The 16,473-nt window shown below is 72.4% G+C and carries 19 protein-coding genes; 8 read left to right on the top strand and 11 right to left on the bottom strand.

The window, feature by feature from the left end:
• Positions 1-81: 81 nt before the first annotated feature.
• Genes ACNHYB_RS01675 through coxB form a run of 3 tightly spaced genes read right to left on the bottom strand, consistent with a single transcriptional unit; the run spans position 82 to position 3,238 of the window.
• The gene (locus tag ACNHYB_RS01675) at positions 82-483 is read right to left on the bottom strand and encodes a cytochrome c oxidase subunit 4 (RefSeq protein WP_418276646.1); all 402 of its coding nucleotides are present in this window, start codon (positions 481-483) and stop codon (positions 82-84) included.
• Complete coding sequence (gene ctaD / locus ACNHYB_RS01670) at positions 480-2,312, bottom strand: cytochrome c oxidase subunit I (RefSeq protein WP_418276645.1); 1,833 nt, start codon at positions 2,310-2,312, stop codon at positions 480-482. The genes ACNHYB_RS01675 and ctaD overlap by 4 nt, the downstream gene beginning before the upstream one ends.
• On the bottom strand, positions 2,312-3,238 hold the full coding sequence (coxB, locus tag ACNHYB_RS01665; RefSeq protein ID WP_418276644.1) for a cytochrome c oxidase subunit II: 927 nt from the start codon (positions 3,236-3,238) through the stop codon (positions 2,312-2,314). Before coxB ends, ctaD begins: the two co-directional genes overlap by 1 nt.
• A gap of 293 nt (positions 3,239-3,531) precedes the next feature.
• On the opposite strand from coxB, the gene ACNHYB_RS01660 reads away from it, so the two are divergent.
• Together ACNHYB_RS01660 and ACNHYB_RS01655 are read left to right on the top strand one after the other, a co-directional pair.
• Positions 3,532-4,695: a cysteine desulfurase family protein gene (locus tag ACNHYB_RS01660; RefSeq protein WP_418276643.1), complete on the top strand. Its 1,164-nt coding sequence runs from the start codon at positions 3,532-3,534 to the stop codon at positions 4,693-4,695.
• Positions 4,692-5,021: a sulfurtransferase TusA family protein gene (locus tag ACNHYB_RS01655; protein WP_418276642.1), complete on the top strand. Its 330-nt coding sequence runs from the start codon at positions 4,692-4,694 to the stop codon at positions 5,019-5,021. The genes ACNHYB_RS01660 and ACNHYB_RS01655 overlap by 4 nt, the downstream gene beginning before the upstream one ends.
• Positions 5,022-5,135: 114 nt before the next feature.
• On the opposite strand, the gene ACNHYB_RS01650 is transcribed toward ACNHYB_RS01655, so the two are convergent.
• Together ACNHYB_RS01650 and ACNHYB_RS01645 are read right to left on the bottom strand one after the other, a co-directional pair.
• Positions 5,136-5,486: a HesB/IscA family protein gene (locus ACNHYB_RS01650; protein WP_418276641.1), complete on the bottom strand. Its 351-nt coding sequence runs from the start codon at positions 5,484-5,486 to the stop codon at positions 5,136-5,138.
• A 79-nt stretch (positions 5,487-5,565) separates the two neighbouring features.
• A complete protein-coding gene (locus ACNHYB_RS01645; RefSeq protein WP_418276640.1) occupies positions 5,566-6,147 on the bottom strand; it encodes a hypothetical protein in 582 nt (193 codons plus the stop codon).
• A 35-nt stretch (positions 6,148-6,182) separates the two neighbouring features.
• On the opposite strand from ACNHYB_RS01645, the gene nadA reads away from it, so the two are divergent.
• The 3 genes from nadA to ACNHYB_RS01630 are packed head-to-tail and all read left to right on the top strand — an operon-like array spanning position 6,183 to position 8,620.
• Positions 6,183-7,397 carry a quinolinate synthase NadA gene (nadA, locus tag ACNHYB_RS01640; protein ID WP_418276639.1) on the top strand — a complete coding sequence of 405 codons (1,215 nt, stop codon included), beginning with the start codon at positions 6,183-6,185 and terminating at the stop codon, positions 7,395-7,397.
• 16 nt (positions 7,398-7,413) lie between these two features.
• Positions 7,414-8,013 (top strand): DJ-1/PfpI family protein, encoded by a 600-nt coding sequence (locus ACNHYB_RS01635; protein ID WP_418276638.1) that lies wholly within the window; start codon positions 7,414-7,416, stop codon positions 8,011-8,013.
• Positions 8,014-8,065: 52 nt separating this feature from the next.
• On the top strand, positions 8,066-8,620 hold the full coding sequence (locus ACNHYB_RS01630) for an acyl-CoA thioesterase (protein WP_418276637.1): 555 nt from the start codon (positions 8,066-8,068) through the stop codon (positions 8,618-8,620).
• Between the two features lie 24 nt (positions 8,621-8,644).
• On the opposite strand, the gene ACNHYB_RS01625 is transcribed toward ACNHYB_RS01630, so the two are convergent.
• Positions 8,645-10,033, bottom strand: a complete 1,389-nt coding sequence (locus tag ACNHYB_RS01625; protein WP_418276636.1) for a dipeptidase — start codon at positions 10,031-10,033, stop codon at positions 8,645-8,647.
• A gap of 17 nt (positions 10,034-10,050) precedes the next feature.
• Here ACNHYB_RS01625 and ACNHYB_RS01620 point away from each other — a divergent pair, with 17 nt between their 5' ends.
• Positions 10,051-10,746, top strand: coding sequence for a DUF3043 domain-containing protein (locus ACNHYB_RS01620; RefSeq protein ID WP_418276635.1), 696 nt, complete (start codon positions 10,051-10,053; stop codon positions 10,744-10,746).
• Between the two features lie 20 nt (positions 10,747-10,766).
• Complete coding sequence (locus tag ACNHYB_RS01615) at positions 10,767-11,780, top strand: aldo/keto reductase family protein (protein WP_418276634.1); 1,014 nt, start codon at positions 10,767-10,769, stop codon at positions 11,778-11,780.
• Between the two features lie 18 nt (positions 11,781-11,798).
• On the opposite strand, the gene ACNHYB_RS01610 is transcribed toward ACNHYB_RS01615, so the two are convergent.
• Entirely contained in the window at positions 11,799-12,692 is an 894-nt protein-coding gene (locus ACNHYB_RS01610; RefSeq protein WP_418276633.1) for a YczE/YyaS/YitT family protein, read from the bottom strand.
• Between the two features lie 61 nt (positions 12,693-12,753).
• Between ACNHYB_RS01610 and ACNHYB_RS01605 the strand changes: the two genes are divergently transcribed.
• Complete coding sequence (locus ACNHYB_RS01605) at positions 12,754-14,205, top strand: PLP-dependent aminotransferase family protein (protein WP_418276632.1); 1,452 nt, start codon at positions 12,754-12,756, stop codon at positions 14,203-14,205.
• A gap of 70 nt (positions 14,206-14,275) precedes the next feature.
• Here ACNHYB_RS01605 and ACNHYB_RS01600 read toward each other — a convergent pair whose 3' ends face one another.
• From ACNHYB_RS01600 to ACNHYB_RS01585, 4 genes are read right to left on the bottom strand one after another with little or no spacing between them, the layout of a single operon-like run.
• Entirely contained in the window at positions 14,276-14,485 is a 210-nt protein-coding gene (locus ACNHYB_RS01600; RefSeq protein WP_418276631.1) for a hypothetical protein, read from the bottom strand.
• A complete protein-coding gene (locus ACNHYB_RS01595; protein ID WP_418276630.1) occupies positions 14,482-15,561 on the bottom strand; it encodes a quinone-dependent dihydroorotate dehydrogenase in 1,080 nt (359 codons plus the stop codon). Before ACNHYB_RS01595 ends, ACNHYB_RS01600 begins: the two co-directional genes overlap by 4 nt.
• Positions 15,558-16,073, bottom strand: coding sequence for a hypothetical protein (locus ACNHYB_RS01590; RefSeq protein WP_418276629.1), 516 nt, complete (start codon positions 16,071-16,073; stop codon positions 15,558-15,560). The genes ACNHYB_RS01595 and ACNHYB_RS01590 overlap by 4 nt, the downstream gene beginning before the upstream one ends.
• Positions 16,070-16,429 (bottom strand): hypothetical protein, encoded by a 360-nt coding sequence (locus ACNHYB_RS01585; protein WP_418276628.1) that lies wholly within the window; start codon positions 16,427-16,429, stop codon positions 16,070-16,072. Before ACNHYB_RS01585 ends, ACNHYB_RS01590 begins: the two co-directional genes overlap by 4 nt.
• Between the last annotated feature and the right edge of the window lie 44 nt (positions 16,430-16,473).

The following is a 16,473-nucleotide window of genomic DNA, read 5'->3' as shown; positions in this document are numbered from 1 at the left end:
GAGAGCAGCGGCCCTCGTCCCTGATGTTCAGGGACGAGGGCCGCTGCTGGCCCCAGGGGCCGGTCAAGTGTTGGTGGCGACTCAGTGGGAGTGCTGGCCGCGGCTGAACTCGAAGACCCAACCGATGAGGCCGACGATGCCGATCATCACGCTGATGTAGAACACCCACCAGCCGACGGCGAGACCGAGGAACGACACGGCAGCGGCCGCACCGAGGACGAGCGGCCACCAGGACCACGGGGCGTAGACGCCCTGGTCACCGGCTCCCTGTTCGATCTCACCGTTCTCGTCGTCCTCGGGACGCGGGTCGGTGTGCTTGGCCTGCACGGCGAGGTACGCACCGATCATGGCCATCAGGCCGCCGACGAGGGGGATCCCCAGGTAGCCCACGGGCTCGGTGAAGCCGGTGAGGGCCCCGTAGATCAGGCCGACCGCCACGAAGAAGGGGGCCAGCCAGACGAACAGCCGGATCTCGATCTTCACTTGCTGGTCTCCTCGTCGTCGGGACGCTCGGCGTCGATGACCGTGGTGGTCGACTGACGCCTCTCGGGGCTCTCGCCCTCGACGAGGCCGTCGACGTGGTCCTTGTGCCCGTTGCGGTCAGGACCGCCGTAGATCTGCTCCGCGACACCGTGGCGGTGGTCGTGGTTCTCCATGGCCGCGACCTCAGGGTGGTGGAGGTCGAACGCCGGCGACTCGGAGCGGATGCGCGGCAGCGAGGTGAAGTTGTGCCGCGGCGGCGGGCAGGAGGTCGCCCACTCGAGCGAGCGCCCGTAGCCCCACGGGTCGTCGACCTCGACCTTGGGCGCGTTGCGCCAGGTCGTGTAGACGTTCCACAGGAAGGGCAGCGTGGAGGCCGCGAGCACGAACGCGCCGACGGTCGAGAGCTGGTTCTCCCAGGTAAAGCCCTCGTCCGGCATGTAGTCGGCGTAGCGGCGGGCCATGCCCTCGACGCCGAGCCAGTGCTGGACGAGGAACGTCATGTGGAAGCCGATGAACAGGATCCAGAAGTGGATCTTGCCGAGGCGCTCGTTGAGCATGCGCCCGGTGAACTTCGGCCACCAGAAGTAGAAGCCGGCGAACATGGCGAACACGACGGTGCCGAAGACGACGTAGTGGAAGTGAGCCACGACGAAGTAGGAGTCGGAGAGCTGGAAGTCCAGAGCCGGGCTCGACAGGATGATGCCGGTCAGGCCACCGAACAGGAAGGTGACCAGGAAGCCGATGGACCACAGCATCGGCGTCTCGAAGGTCAGCTTCCCTCTCCACATCGTGCCGATCCAGTTGAAGAACTTCACGCCGGTCGGGATGGCGATGAGCATCGTCATGAAGGCGAAGAAGGGCAGCATCACGGCGCCGGTGACGTACATGTGGTGGGCCCACACGGTGACCGACAGGGCCGCGATCGCGATCGTCGCGTAGACGAGGCCCTTGTAGCCGAAGATCGGCTTGCGGCTGAACACCGGGAAGATCTCGGAGACGATGCCGAAGAACGGCAGCGCGATGATGTAGACCTCCGGGTGACCGAAGAACCAGAACAGGTGCTGCCAGAGCACGGCGCCGCCGTTGTCCGGGTTGAACACCTGGGCGCCGAACCGACGGTCCGCACCGAGCGCGAAGAGCGCCGAGGCCAGGGGCGGGAACGCCATCAGCACGAGGAGGCTCGTGACGAGGGTGTTCCAGGTGAAGATCGGCATCCGGAACATCGTCATGCCGGGCGCACGCATGCAGATGATGGTGGTGATGAAGTTGACGGCACCGAGGATCGTGCCGAATCCACCGAGGGCCAGTCCGAACACCCAGAGATCTCCGCCCAACCCTGGACTGAAGGTGGTGTTGGACAGTGGCGCGTAGGCGAACCAGCCGAACGAGGCGGCGCCCTGCGGGGTGAAGAAGCCGGCGGCGGCGATGAGGCCACCGAAGAGGAACAGCCAGTAGGCGAACATGTTCAGTCGCGGGAAGGCGACGTCCGGCGCACCGATCTGCAGCGGCATGATCACGTTGGCGAAGCCGGCGAACAGCGGCGTCGCGAACAGCAGCAGCATGATCGTGCCGTGCATGGTGAAGAGCTGGTTGTACTGCTCCTTGCTCTGCACGATCTGGATGCCGGGCATGAAGAGCTCGGCCCGGATCAGCAGGGCGAGGATGCCTCCCACGGCGAACCAGAAGAACGACGTGATGAGGTACATGTAGCCGATCGTCTTGTGATCGGTGGAGGTGATCCACTTGATCACGGTGCGACCCAGGGTCTGGCGCTGCGGGCGCAGTCCGGGGACGACCTCGGCGCCGTACGTGTTCTCGGCGGCAGTCATCAGCCTTCGACCTCCGCGGTCTCGTCGTGCGCGGCACCCGACTCCGGGTGCTGCTGGCGGTTGAGGTCGAGTCCGAGCTCGCCGGTCTGACCCTTGTCCCGCAGCTCGTCCATCTTGGCGTCGTAGGTCGCGCGGTCGACGACCTGGACGTTGAACAGCATGCCGGAGTGGAACTCGCCGCAGAGCTCGGCGCACTTGCCGGCGTAGGTGCCCTCGCGCTCCGGGACCACCTGGAAGGTGTTCGTCTTGCCGGGGATCATGTCCATCTTGAACAGGAACGCGGGGATCCAGAACGAGTGGATGACGTCGCGCGAGTCGAGCGTGAACTCGACACGCTCACCGACGGGCAGGTAGAGCGTCGGCAGCTTGGCCGACGTCCCCGGGGTGCCGTCGACCTCGTCCGCGGCGGTCTCGGAGCCAGGCTCCAGCAGGTGCTGGCCCGACTCGTAGACGCCGTCGTCCAGGTAGTTGAAGTCCCAGCTCCACTGCTTGCCGATGACCTGGACGCTGACGTCCGGCTCGGCGGTGGTGTCGAGGATCTCCCCCATGTCGCGGTTCGTGTAGAAGAACAGCACGAGGACCATCAGCGTGGGCACGATGGTGTACATGATCTCGAGCGGCATGTGGTACCGCGTCTGCACCGGCAGGCGGTGGTCGTCGCGGCGCTTGCGGTAGGCGGCCACGCACCAGAGCATCAGGCCCCACGTGACCACGCCGACGGCGAGAGCCGCGATCCAGGAGCCGACCCAGAGGTCGGTGATACGTCCGGTCTGGTTGGTGACCTCGCCGTCGCTGTACCCGGGAAGGTAGCCGCGGGAGGCGGCGTCGCTGGCGCAACCTGTGGCGAGCCCCGCGACGACGACGGCGAGCGCCGTCGCGCGCAGCGCCACTGCCTTCCGACTGCGGGGGGTTCTCTTCGAGTGCAAGGGGGGCCTTTCACGTCTCGTCCGAGAGTCGCGTCCAGTGGCGCGGCATACGGGTGGACATTCGTCCTCGATGGGAGCAGCCTAGCGCGACCTTCACGCTTTCGACGCCAGAAGGACCCCCTTCCTACGTGACGCCGACCAGGTCCGGCGTCGCCATCCGGCTCCTTCGCGACACGCTCCCGGACCATGTCAGATCGCCACCACTTCTCACGGGTGACGCGGACGTCGTCGGCGCGCGCGGCATGATGGGAGAGCAAGGAATTGCTCGTTCCCGGACCCCCGAGAGGACCCGTGTGACTCATCCCACCCCTGACCGGCCGTCGCGGACCTACCTCGACAACGGCGGGTCCGCGCTGCTGCACCCCCTGGCCAGGCAGGCGATGCTGCAGGCGCTCCAGGACGGCTGGGCGGACCCCCGACGCCTTCACGCCGAGGGACGCCGCGCGGGGGCCCTCCTCGCGGCCGCGACCGAGTCCGTGGCCACGGTGCTCGGGGCCCGCACCGAGGAGATCCGTTTCACCCCCTCGCACACCTCCTCGCTCCACCAGGCGATCGGCCAGGTGGCCGAGGCGCGTCGTCGCACGGGCGGCGGTGCGGTCGTCGGTGCGACCGAGCGCGCCGCAGCCCTGCACGCGGCCGAGCACGCCTGCGCCCGGCACGGCGGACGACGCACCCTCGTGCCGGTGGACCGGTCGGGCCGTGTGGACGTCGAGGAGTTCGTCCGGGCCCTCGGGGCCGCCGGCGTCGCGGTGGCGGCCCTGCAGCACGCGAACGGCGAGGTCGGCACCCTGCAGCCGGTCGAGGCCGTCCACGAGGCGGCCCGGGCGCACGACGTGCCCCTGCTCGTGGATGCCGGGGCGAGCGCCGGCCACGTCGAGCTGCCGGGTTCGTGGGACGTGCTGGCACTCGACCCGGCGGACTTCGGCGGGCCGGCGGGCGTGGGTGTCCTCGCGGTCCGCCAGCGGGTGCGCACCGTCCCCGTCGGCCCCGAGGACCCGCAACCCTGGGCCCCGGGCGGGGTCAACCTGCCGGCGGTCTTCGCCACCGCGGTGGTGCTGGAGGCGGTCACCGCGGACCGCGCCGCCGAGGACGCGCGCCGCCGGGCCCTCGTGGACCGGCTACGACGATCGGTCGCGTCGATCCCGGACGTCGAGGTGGTGGGCCCCGAGGACGACCGGCTCCCCCACGTCGCGACGTTCTCGTTCCTCTACGTCGACGGCGAGGCCCTCGTCACCGAGCTCGACCGCGCGGGGTTCGCCGTCGGGTCCGGGTCGGCGTGCACGGCGAGCACCCTGGAGCCGTCCCACGTCCTGGCCGCCATGGGGGTCCTCACGCACGGCAACGTGCGGGTCGCGCTGGACCGGACCACGACCGCGGACGACGTCGACCGTCTCGTCGCCGTCCTGCCAGGGGCCGTGGCGCGGGTGCGGGCAGCCCTCGGCGCGGAGAGCCTGTGAGCGGGGTGGCGGGGGCCGCGGAGCCCCCTGCCGGCGAGGGACGTCACCAGGTCGACGCGCGGGGGCTGCGCTGCCCGCTGCCCGTCGTCCGGCTCGCCGCCGTCGCGCGGGACCTGCCCACCGGCTCGATCGTGTCGGTGCTGGCGACCGATCCCGCCGCACGCCACGACGTGCCCGCCTGGGCACGGATGCGGGGGCACGTCATGGAGGGCGAGGAGCTCGTGGACACGCCGGACACCTCGGCCACCCCGCGAGACGCGGGACAGCCCGCGACGCGGCACGACGCCGTCTGGCGCCTCACGGTCCGGCTGGGTGCGGCGGGCTGACCCGCACCCGCCGTCGCGTCGGCGGCGGGGCCGGTGACCCGACCGGGACACGACGACGGCCGCCACCCCGGGGAGCACCCGGGGCGGCGGCCGTCGCGAACCGTGCGGTCGGACTCAGCCGAAGGAGCCGCCGCAGGCGCAGGACTCGCCGGCGTTCGGGTTGTCGATCGTGAAGCCCTGCTTCTCGATCGTGTCGGCGAAGTCGATCTTCGCGCCGTCGAGGTACGGGACGCTCATGCGGTCCACGACGACCTCGACGCCGTCGTAGTCGCGCAGGGCGTCACCGTCGAGCAGACGCTCGTCGAAGTAGAGCTGGTAGATCAGGCCGGAGCACCCGCCGGGCTGCACGGCCACGCGCAGCCGCAGGTCGTCACGGCCCTCCTGCTCGAGGAGGCTGCGGACCTTGTTCGCGGCGAAGTCGGACAGCTCGACGCCGTGGGTGGCGATCTCGGTGGTGTCGGTCATGCTTCCTCCAACAGGTTGGGCTGCGCTGCTGTTCCCGATCCTACGCTCGAATTCCCGCCCGTCGATGAGGTGGGTCACATCACGTGCCGTGGGACCAGGACGGCACCCACGTCCGCGCCGCCCGGGCCACGAGCCCGGCCTCCCACGGGTCGCCCACCACGTGGGTGCCGGACACGCCCGCGGCGGCGAGCTCGCGCCGCGAGGTCCGGTCGGCGCCGGCGAGCACCACGACCGGCACGCCGTGGGGCGCGGCGGCACGGGCGGCCTCGGCCACGGGGCCGTCGTGCAGGGCTGCGGCGTCGAGCACCCGGGTGTGCACCACCACGACGTCCGCCGCCGCGGCGCGCTCGTGGAGCAGGGCGACGTGCGCGGGCGGCGTCGGCGCGCCCACGCTGCGCAGCCCGAGCGCCGTCGTCGGGACGAAGACGCCGGGGCGGACGTCCGCGGCGGGCAGCGCCGGAGGACCGTCCGCCTCGGACGACTGATCGGACGACTGATCGGACGACGGCTCGGACGACGGGCCTGCCGACGGCGCGCCCGACGACGGCGCCGGGGCGGGGCACGCGAGCGTCTCGACGACGCAGCGCGGCGCTGCGCCGCCCCACGCCGCCGCGAGGGACGGGCCGTCGTCGTCCACGGGTGTCACGAGCAGTACCAGCACGTGCCGATCGTGACACATCACGGCGACGTGGGAAGATGGCCCCCGTGAGCACTCTGCTGAACGAGACCTCGACGTTCGCCGAGCCGGCGGCCTCGCCGCTGCTGCTGCTGGGCCAGGGCCGCGACCTCGCCTCCGAGCGCGGGGTCGAGTGCACGGGCGCCCTGCCCGCCGCCTCGGACCCCGACCTCGTGGAGCGGGCGCGCGCGGCGCGCGCGGCGCTGGGCGAGCGGGCGTTCGTGCTCGGCCACCACTACCAGCGCGACGAGGTCATCGACTTCGCCGACGTCACCGGCGACTCCTTCAAGCTGGCGCAGCGGGCGGCTGCCCGCCCCGAGGCCGAGTTCGTCATCTTCTGCGGCGTGCACTTCATGGCCGAGTCGGCCGACATCCTCACCTCCGACGCCCAGCAGGTCGTCCTGCCGGACATGGCGGCGGGCTGCTCGATGGCGGACATGGCCGAGATCGGTCAGGTCGAGGAGGCCTGGGCCGTCCTCGAGGACGCCGGGATCGCGGGCGACACCGTCCCGGTCACCTACATGAACTCCACGGCAGCGATCAAGGCGTTCACCGGCCGCCACGGCGGTACCGTCTGCACGTCGTCCAACGCCCAGGTGGCGCTGCGCTGGGCGTTCGACAAGGTCGGCGGCGTGGACGGCACCGGCAAGGTGCTGTTCATGCCGGACCAGCACCTGGGTCGCAACACCGCCGTGCTGCAGCTCGGGCTGGACCTGGACGACTGCGTCGTCTTCGACCCGCGCAGGCCGGGCGGGGGGCTGACCGCCGCCGAGCTGCGCGACGCGCGGATGATCCTGTGGCGCGGCCACTGCTCGGTGCACGGGCGGTTCTCGGAGCGCAACGTCTCCGACGTCCGCGCCAAGGTGCCGGGCGTCAACGTCCTGGTGCACCCGGAGTGCAAGCACGAGGTCGTCACGGCCGCCGACATGGTGGGTTCGACGGAGTACATCATCAAGGCGCTCGACGCCGCCGAGCCGGGTTCGTCGTGGGCGATCGGCACCGAGCTGAACCTGGTGCGTCGGGTCGCCCGCGCGCACCCGGACAAGCAGGTGCACTACCTGGACTCGACCGTCTGCTTCTGCTCGACGATGAACCGCATCGACCTGCCGCACCTGGTGTGGACGATGGAGTCCCTCGTCGAGGGTCGCGTCGTCAACCGGATCGTCGTGGACGCCGACGACGCCCACTGGGCGCGGGTCGCGCTCGACCAGATGCTGGCGCTGCCAGGTCTGTGAGGAGAGGGCGGTCCGCATGAGCACCGAGGGCGGGTTCCACGTCGGGATCCTCGTCTTCGACGACGCCGAGGAGCTCGACGTCGTCGGCCCGTTCGAGGTGCTCGCCGAGTGGATGGAGCACTCGGACCTCAAGGTGCACGTGAGCACGTTCTCGCGCGACGGGGACGGGGTCCGGCTCGCCAAGGGGATGCGGATGGTCCCGGCGCACTCCGCGGACGACGTCGGCCCGCTGCACCTGCTGGTCCATCCGGGCGGCTGGGGCGCACGCGCCCTGATGGCCGACCCGGCGCACCTGGAGTGGTTGCGCCTGGTCCGCGCCCAGACGCCGGTGGTGGCGAGCGTCTGCACGGGTTCGCTGGTTCTGGCCGCGGCCGGGCTTCTCGCCGGTCGCCCGGCGACCACGCACCACCACCACTACGACGAGCTCGCGCAGGTCGATCCCAGCGTCGTGATCGACACGGAGGCCCGGTTCGTCGACGACGGCGACGTCGTCACCTCGGCGGGGGTCTCCGCCGGTATCGACATGGCCCTGCACCTGGTGGCCCGGCTGGAGTCCGACGTCGTCGCCCGGACCGTGCGCGCGGCCCTGCAGTACGACCCCGCTCCCCCGGTGTGACCACCTGCCCCGCAATACCTGCTACCGCGAGTCGCTGATATAAGTTCGGGTCATGACCCGCATGCTGCAGCTCGCCAAGGCCACCCTGTTCCCCCGCAAGCGACTGCCGGGCTTCGGCGCGCTCGACACCTCCACCACCGTGCTGCGCGTCCACCCCGGCGACCTCGACCTCTACCGCCACGTCAACAACGGGTCGTACCTGCAGATGATGGACGTGGCGCGGTCCAACCTGCTGGGAGACATCGGCGGGCTGACCCGGCTCAAGGAGCGCGGCTGGTACCCCGTGGTCGCCTCCTCCACGATGACCTACAAGCGGTCGCTGCAGCTCTTCGAGAAGGTCACGATCTCCACCCGCGTGCTCGGCTGGGACGCCCGGGTCGTCTACATCGAGCAGACGTTCCGCGTCGGTGACCGTCACTGTGCCCGCGGCTGGGTCGCCGGCCGCTTCCTCGGCAAGGACGGCAGTCGGGTGGCGCCCCGGGACGTCCTCGACCTGTTCGTCGACGGAGTGGCCCCCGAGAGCCCGGCGCTGCCGGACGACGTCGCCGCCTGGGCCCGCGCGGTCGACGTCGCCCACCGCGACCCCGACGTCCCGGCGGCCCGCTGACGTACCGGCCGGGCCCCGCCGCGCTCAGGCACGGACGGAGCGGCCGACCTCCCGCAGCAGGAGCGCCTCGGCCAGGACGACCTTGCGCAGCTCACCCAGGTGCACCGACTCGTTGGCGCCGTGCGCGCGCGAGTCCGGGTCCTCGACGCCGGTGACCAGCACGGCCGCGTCCGGGTAGGCCTCCAGCAGGTCCGCGATGAACGGGATCGACCCGCCCACGCCGATGTCCACGGGGTCGGTGCCCCACGCTGCGGCGAAGGCGGCCCGGGCTGCCTGCATGGCGGCCGAGTCCTCGGGCGCGCCGAAGGACCTGCCCCGCTCGCCCGGCGTCCAGGTCACGCGCGCACCGAACGGGGCGTTGGCCTCCAGGTGGGCCCGGAGCGCGTCCTCGGCCGTCCGCGGGTCCTGCCCCGGGGGGATGCGCAGCGAGAGCTTGGCGGCCGACCGTGCCGCGAGCGTGTTGGACGCGTGCGCGACCGACGTCGCGTCGATGCCGATGACGGCGAGCGCCGGCTTGGTCCAGAGCCGCCCGGCGATGGTTCCCTGCCCGGCGAGGCGGACGCCGTCGAGGACCGAGGAGTCGGTGCGGAAGTCGGCCTCGGCGTAGTCGACCTCGGGTTCGGCACCGGTCACCAGGCCGTCGACGGCGACGTTCCCGGCGTCGTCGTGCAGGGTCGCGACGAGGCGGGCCAGCAGCGTGTTCGCGTCCAGGACCGGCCCGCCGAACATCCCGGAGTGGACCGCGTGCCCGAGCACCTCGACGGTGACGACGCCGTCGACGAGACCGCGCAGCGAGGTGGTGAGCGCGGGGACGCCGACCTTCCAGTTGGTGGAGTCGGCGACGACGATGACGTCCGCGGCGAGCAGCTCGTGGTGGTCTGCGAGGAACCGGGCGAAGCTGGGCGACCCCGACTCCTCCTCCCCCTCGACGAACACGGTGACGCCGACGTCGGGCTCGTGGCCGAGCGCGGCGAGCGCACGCAGGGCACCGACGTGCGCCATGACGCCGGCCTTGTCGTCCGCCGCGCCGCGGCCGAAGAGCCGCTCACCCCGCTGCACCGGTTCGAACGGGTCGGTGTCCCAGGTGGCGGCGTCGCCCGTCGGCTGGACGTCGTGGTGGGCGTACAGCAGCACCGTCGGTGCGCCGTCGGGCGCGAGCCGGCGGGCGACGACGGCTGGCGCACCGGGCGTCCCGTCGGGGCGATCGGAACGCAGGACGCGCACGTCGGGCATGCCGACGTCGCGCAGCAGCGCGGCGACCGCGTCCGCGCTCGTGGCGACGTGCGCCTGGTCGAAGGCCCCGGCGGACACGCTCGGGATGCGCACCAGAGCCTCGAGGTCGCTCTGCACGGACGGGAAGACGGTGTCGACGTGGGACCGCAGAGCGGCCACGTCCTGGTCGGCGTGGTTCACACGTCAACGCTACCCGCGTGTCCCGGAACACTCGCGCGCTCGACTACCCTGGTGGGGTGTTCTCCCGCAAGCGCGAAGCCGCCGAAGCCTCCTCCGCCGGGTCGCCCGGCCGTCCCGCCGACGCCGTCGCGGCCGCCGCCGCCCTCGAGGAGACGGGACGTCCCACGAGCAAGGGCCGTCCGACGCCGAAGCGCAGCGAGTCCGAGGCGAAGAACAAGCGCCCGCTGGTCCCCACCGACCGCAAGGCCGCCCGCACCGCGTCCCGGGAGAAGATGCGCGAGGAGCGCAACCGCGAGTACAAGGCGATGCAGACCGGCGACGAGCGCTACATGCCGGCCCGCGACCGCGGCCCGGTGCGCCGTTACGTGCGCGACCACGTCGACGCGCGGTGGAACCTCGGCGAGTTCTTCCTGCCGGTCGCCTTCCTGTTCATCTTCGTCAACATCCTGGTGATGCAGAACCCGACGCTCGGCGCCCTCGTGCTGCTGGCGCTCTACGCCGTCGTCATCATCACGCTGCTGGACGCCGTCATCATGTGGCAGCGCCTCAAGCGCAAGCTGCGCGACCGGTTCGGCACCGTCGGCGCGGACGGTGCGATGACCTTCGAGGTCCCGCGCGGCACGATGATGTACGCCGTCATGCGAGCCTTCCAGATCCGGCGGTCGCGCCTGCCCAAGCCGACGCACAAGAAGCACGGCGTCTGGCCTCAGTGACGCCGTCGTAGGGTGGCGGGATGGTCAACTACCGCTACCTCGGCAACAGTGGTCTCAAGATCTCGGAGATCACGTACGGCAACTGGCTCACCCACGGCTCGCAGGTCGAGAACGATGTCGCTACCCAGTGCGTGCGCGCTGCTCTCGACGCCGGCATCACCACGTTCGACACGGCGGACGTGTACGCCAACACGGCGGCGGAGCAGGTCCTCGGCGACGCGCTGAAGGGCGAGCGCCGCGAGTCGCTCGAGGTCTTCACCAAGGTGTACTGGCCCACGGGACCGAAGGGCCCCAACGACACCGGGCTCTCCCGCAAGCACGTCATGGAGTCGATCAACGGCTCCCTGCGCCGCCTCGGCACCGACTACGTCGACCTGTACCAGGCCCACCGCTTCGACGTGGAGACGCCCCTGGAGGAGACGATGCAGGCGTTCGCCGACATCGTCCGCCAGGGCAAGGCGCTCTACATCGGCGTCAGCGAGTGGACGGCCGAGCAGATCCGCGCCGGCGCGGCGCTCGCCCAGGACCTCGGCTTCCAGCTCATCAGCTCCCAGCCGCAGTACTCCATGCTGTGGCGCGTCATCGAGGACGAGGTCGTGCCCGCCTCCCGCGAGCTCGGCCTGTCGCAGATCGTCTGGTCCCCGATGGCGCAGGGGGTGCTGTCCGGCAAGTACGTCCCGGGCAAGGAGCTTCCTGCCGGGTCGCGCGCCACCGACGACAAGGGCGGCGCGCGGATGATCGAGCGCTTCATGCGCGACGACGTCCTCGAGCGCGTGCAGCGCCTCAAGCCGGTCGCGGACGAGCTGGACCTGACGATGGCGCAGCTCGCCGTCGCCTGGGTGCTGCAGAACGACAACGTCGCCGCGGCCCTCGTGGGCGCCTCGCGCCCGGAGCAGGTGGCGGAGAACGTCAAGGCCTCGGGCGTGACGATCCCGACCGAGCTGATGGGCCGGATCGACGAGGTCCTCGGCGACGTCGTCGAGCGCGACCCGGGCAAGACCCTCGAGGGCATGCCGAAGGCCCGCGTGGTCTGACCGGGCCGGCCGCTCTCCTCAACGCGGGCTCTCGCCGTGCTCCGCCCGGACCACGGCGAGGGCCCGTTCGATGCGTGCGGCACGACGGCGCAGGGCCGCGTCCGGGCCGTCGGCGTGCGGCACGACGGCATGCGGCACGGCTGGACGCGGCACGGCTGGCGGCACGGCGAAGCGCGTGGGCGGCGACACGGTGAGCCCGGCCGGCACCAGCCAGCGCCACCGGGTGGTCGTCTGGACCACCACGCCGACACCGAGCGCGTAGGCGACGGTCGCCCACCCGAGGGTGCCGCCGAGCGCCCACCCGAGGACGACCACCGTGACCTCGATGCCGGTCTTGACCAGGCGGACCGACCAGCCGCTGCGCGCCACGATCCCGGTCAGCAGGCCGTCGCGGGGGCCGGGACCCAGGTGGACGCCGACGTAGGCGGCCGTGGCCACCCCGTTGAGGACGATCCCCCCGCACGCGAGCACGACGGCGGCCACGGGGCCCGGATCGGGCACCACGGCCGCCACCAGTGCGAGGCAGGGCTCGATCGTCAGGGCGATGACCACCACGTTGGCCAGGGTCCCGATCCCCGGACGCTGACGCAACGGCGCCCAGGCGCACAGCACGAGCACCGACGACACGGCGACCGTGACGCCGAACGACCAGCCGGTGGTGCGCACGACGCCCTGGTGCAGCACGTCCCACGGCGTGCCGCCGCGTCCCGCGTGCAGCATCATCGCCATCGACAGCGTGAAGGCGAGCAGCCCCAGCACGAGCTGCACACCGCGCCGCCGTCCACCCATCGCCAGACCCCTCGCCGGGCCCGCCGAGCCGACGGTCGGTCCCGGGGTCGCTCCCGGGTTCGTCTCCGGCCGCGCCGTGGGCCGGTTCCGCGGGGGCACGCCCGCTCGACTCCCGATCATCATGCCCGCCATGGTGGCCAGAATTGGCCTGGAATCCCATAGCCACTTGCGGCACAGTGGACCCATGCCACCGACCGCCGCCCCTCCTGCCCGCGCCACCGCCGTCCGCCACCTCTCCGTGCCGGCCACGACGCGGCTGCTGGGCGACTGGCACGCCGGTGGGCCCGCCTACGTCGCCCTCGCGGACGCGCTGCGCGCCGCGCTGCTGGCCGGCACGCTGCCCGCCCTGACCCGGCTGCCGAGCGAACGCGACCTCGCACGCGGCCTCGGGGTGTCCCGCACGACGACGTCGGCCGCCTACGCCCGGCTGCGCGAGCACGGGTTCGCCGCCAGCCAGGTCGGCTCCGGCACCGTCACCGTCCTGCCGCGCACACCCGTGCGCACCCGCACCCCGGCAGCCGGGGACGCCCCCGTTCCCGACCGCCGGCTCGCGGGCCCCGTCGACCACGAGACGATCGACATGTCGCAGGCCACCCCGTCCGCGACCCGGGCGCTGCACGGCGCCTACTCCCGGGCGCTCGAGACCCTGCCCGCCTACCTCGACGGCGGCGGCTACGCCCACCTGGGCATCGACCCCCTGCGGGCGGCGATCGCGGACCGCTACACCCGGCGCGGCCTGCCCACCGATCCCGACCAGGTGCTCGTCACCACCGGCGCCCAGCAGGCCATCTCGTTGCTCGCCGCGACCGTGGGGCGCCGCGGCGAGCACGCCGTGGTCGAGTCACCCACCTACTTCCACGCCGTCGACGCCCTGCAGCGGGCCGGCAGCCGCGTCGTCGGCGTCCCGCCCGGGGACGTCGACGCCCTCGACTCCGCGGTGCGCCGCACCCGAGCACGCCTCGTCTACCTCGTGCCCGACGTCCACAACCCCACCGGCAGCACGCTCGACCTCGACCAGCGTCGCCAGGTCGCCGCCGTCGCGGCGCGCCACGACGTCACCGTCGTCGGGGACGAGACCCTCACCGACCTCGACCTGGACGGCAGCGGCGCACCCGCACCCTTCGCCCTGGACGGTGCCGACCCCCGGCTCGTGACCGTGGGGTCGGCGTCCAAGTCGTTCTGGGGCGGCCTGCGCGTCGGATGGGTGCGGGCCGACGCCCAGCTCGTCGGGCGGCTCGCCCAGGTACGCCAGGCCCAGGACATCGCCACCCCGGTGCTGGAGCAGCTCGCCGTCGTGGAGCTGCTCGGCGGCAGGGAGCAGATCCTGCCCGAACGGCGGGACGCCCTGCGGGCCCGCCGCGACGAGCTCGTGGACCTGGTGCGCCGGCGGTTCGCCTCGTGGGAGGTCCCGTCGCCCTCGGGCGGGATGTGCCTGTGGGTCTCGCTGCGTCGACCCGTCGCCACGGCACTGGCCGCGGCCGCCGTCGGCGAAGGGCTGCGCATCGCGCCGGGCCCACGCTTCACCCCCGACGGCTCGCACCGTGACCGGATCCGGCTCACCTACACGGCACCGCCCGAGACGTACCCCGAGGTGCTCGACCGGCTCGAACGCGCGTGGCTGCGGGTCACGTCCTGAGACGAACGCATCCCTGCCGCAGGTCCCGAGGGCCGACGGCGATCCCCGAGGGGCCGCCCGTGCGCGCAGGTCAGGGAGCGGGCAGCTCGACCGTCGGCGTCACCTGGCGGCCGTCGTTGACGAGCTTCGCGCGGGCCGCGCCGTGGCCCGCCAGGTGACTCCAGTGCTCCCCCAGCCACTGCTCGGCGTCGTACTGGGTCGTGAACACCGGGCTGAGCGAGGCGTCCAGCGCGTCACCGGCCGCGTCCTCGAGCGTCCACTCCCACCGGGGCCGGATCATGCGACACGTCCCGCGCTGATCGAGCCCGCCGAGCGGGTCAGTGCCCGGTTGATCCGTGAGGGCCACGTCGGGCCGGAGTAGACGAACGACGTGTACCCCTGGGCGAGGTCGGCACCGGCACGCAGGTAGGCCCGCACGTCGTCGGCGTCGGTGACGCCACCGACCCCGATGATCACCGGGTCGGCGCCCAGGCGGGCGCGCAGCCGGGCGACGACGTCGAGCCCGCGGGGCAGCAGCATCGGCCCCGACAGGCCGCCCGGGCCCCGGTCGTGGCCGATCGTCGTGTTGACCGCCACCACGCCGTCCAGCCCGAGCTCGAGCACCAGGTCGGCCACCGCGTCGACGTCGTCGTCGGCGAGGTCCGGGGCGATCTTCACCAGCAGCGGTGTGCGACGCACGCCCGCGGAGCGCGTCGCCGCGTCGGCCGCCTCGCGCGCGGCCGACAGGATCGGTCGCAGCTCGGCCGTGGTCTGCAGGTCGCGCAGGCCGGGCGTGTTCGGCGAGGAGACGTTGACCACCAGGTAGTCGGCGTGCGGCGCCAGCAGCCGCGCGCAGGTCGCGTAGTCCGCCGCGGCGTCCTCGACGGAGGTCGACTTGTTCTTGCCGATGTTGACCCCGACGACGGCGGCACGCCCGGCGGCCGTGCGGCGCAGCGCGCGCAGCCGCTCGGCCATCTCCGCCGCGCCGTCGTTGTTGAAGCCCATCCGGTTGCGCACCCCGCGCACGTCCAGCTCGCGCCACATGCGCGGCGCCTCGTTGCCGGGCTGCGGTCGCGGCGTCACCGTGCCGACCTCGACGAACCCGAAGCCGAGCATCGTCAGGCCGCGCACGGCCCGCGCGTTCTTGTCGAAGCCACCCGCGAGCCCGAACGGAGCCGGCACCACACGCCCGAGCACCTCGACGCTGCCCGGGCCACCGGTGCCCCGCCCCAGGTAGGGCGCGAGCGCGCCCTGCACGACGTCGCGCAGCACGGGCACCCGACCGGCGACCTCGATCGCCCGGAAGGCGACCTCGTGCGCGCGCTCCGGGTCCATGCGACGGAACACACCCTGGAACAGCAGGTCGTAGGGGGTCATCGGTCCTCCGTGGATCGGGCCGGGCGCTGTTCGGGTTCGAGCTCGTGGTCAGGGTGCCGTGGCCGAGTGTGCCAGAGCCACCAGAGCCCGACGAAGGGAAGGACGAGCGGGACGTAACCGTAACCCTGACCCAGGTGGGACCACACCGTGGCCTCGTGGAACAGCTCCGGGCGCGCGAACGACAGCAGTCCCACGACCACCACGCCCACCGCCTCCACCACCACCGCGCACCAGGCGACGGTGCGCCAGCGGTTGCGCCCGCCCCGGGCCAGCGCCACGGTCGCGACGACGTAGACCATCGCGGCGAGCAACGACAGCAGGTACGCCGTCGGGGCCTCGGAGAGCTTCGTCGCCACCTGGTACGCCGAGCGTCCGACGGCCGCGAACGCGAGGATCCCGTAGACGGTCACCAGCAACCGCCCGAAGCCCCTCCCGGTGCGCCCGGGAGCGCCGGCGGCCCCGTCGGCGGCCCCGTCGGCGGCGTCGGCCCGGCGCTCGGGGATCTCTCTCATGCTCCGGCCTCCCAGATCGTCCACAACCGCCACTGCAGGAACGCCACCGTCAACGACGCCACGCACAGCACCACCGAGGACCACTTCGTGCGTTCGGCGAACGCCCACACCGCGGCCAGCGGCAGCAGGAGCGCCGCCGTCAGGAGGTACCCCCAGAAGAGCACGCCGTCGACGGCGTGGCCCTGGGCCTGGAGCACCCCGGCCACGACGGCCTGGACGACCAGCACCGCCTCGACGACGCCGGCACCGAAGAGCTGCCGCAGGACGACGGCACGGTCCCGCACGACGAACCAGCCCGACCATCCGGCCACCGCCAGGCACGCCACGAGCGCCAGCACGTAGAGGGGAAGGACCACGACCGCAGACTACCCGCGCCCCACGGACCACGGTGCCGACGACG

This window comes from Isoptericola jiangsuensis, assembly GCF_048320105.1.
Classification (GTDB): Bacteria; Actinomycetota; Actinomycetes; order Actinomycetales; family Cellulomonadaceae; genus Isoptericola; species Isoptericola jiangsuensis_A.
This window is presented reverse-complemented; position numbering and strand designations above follow the sequence as displayed.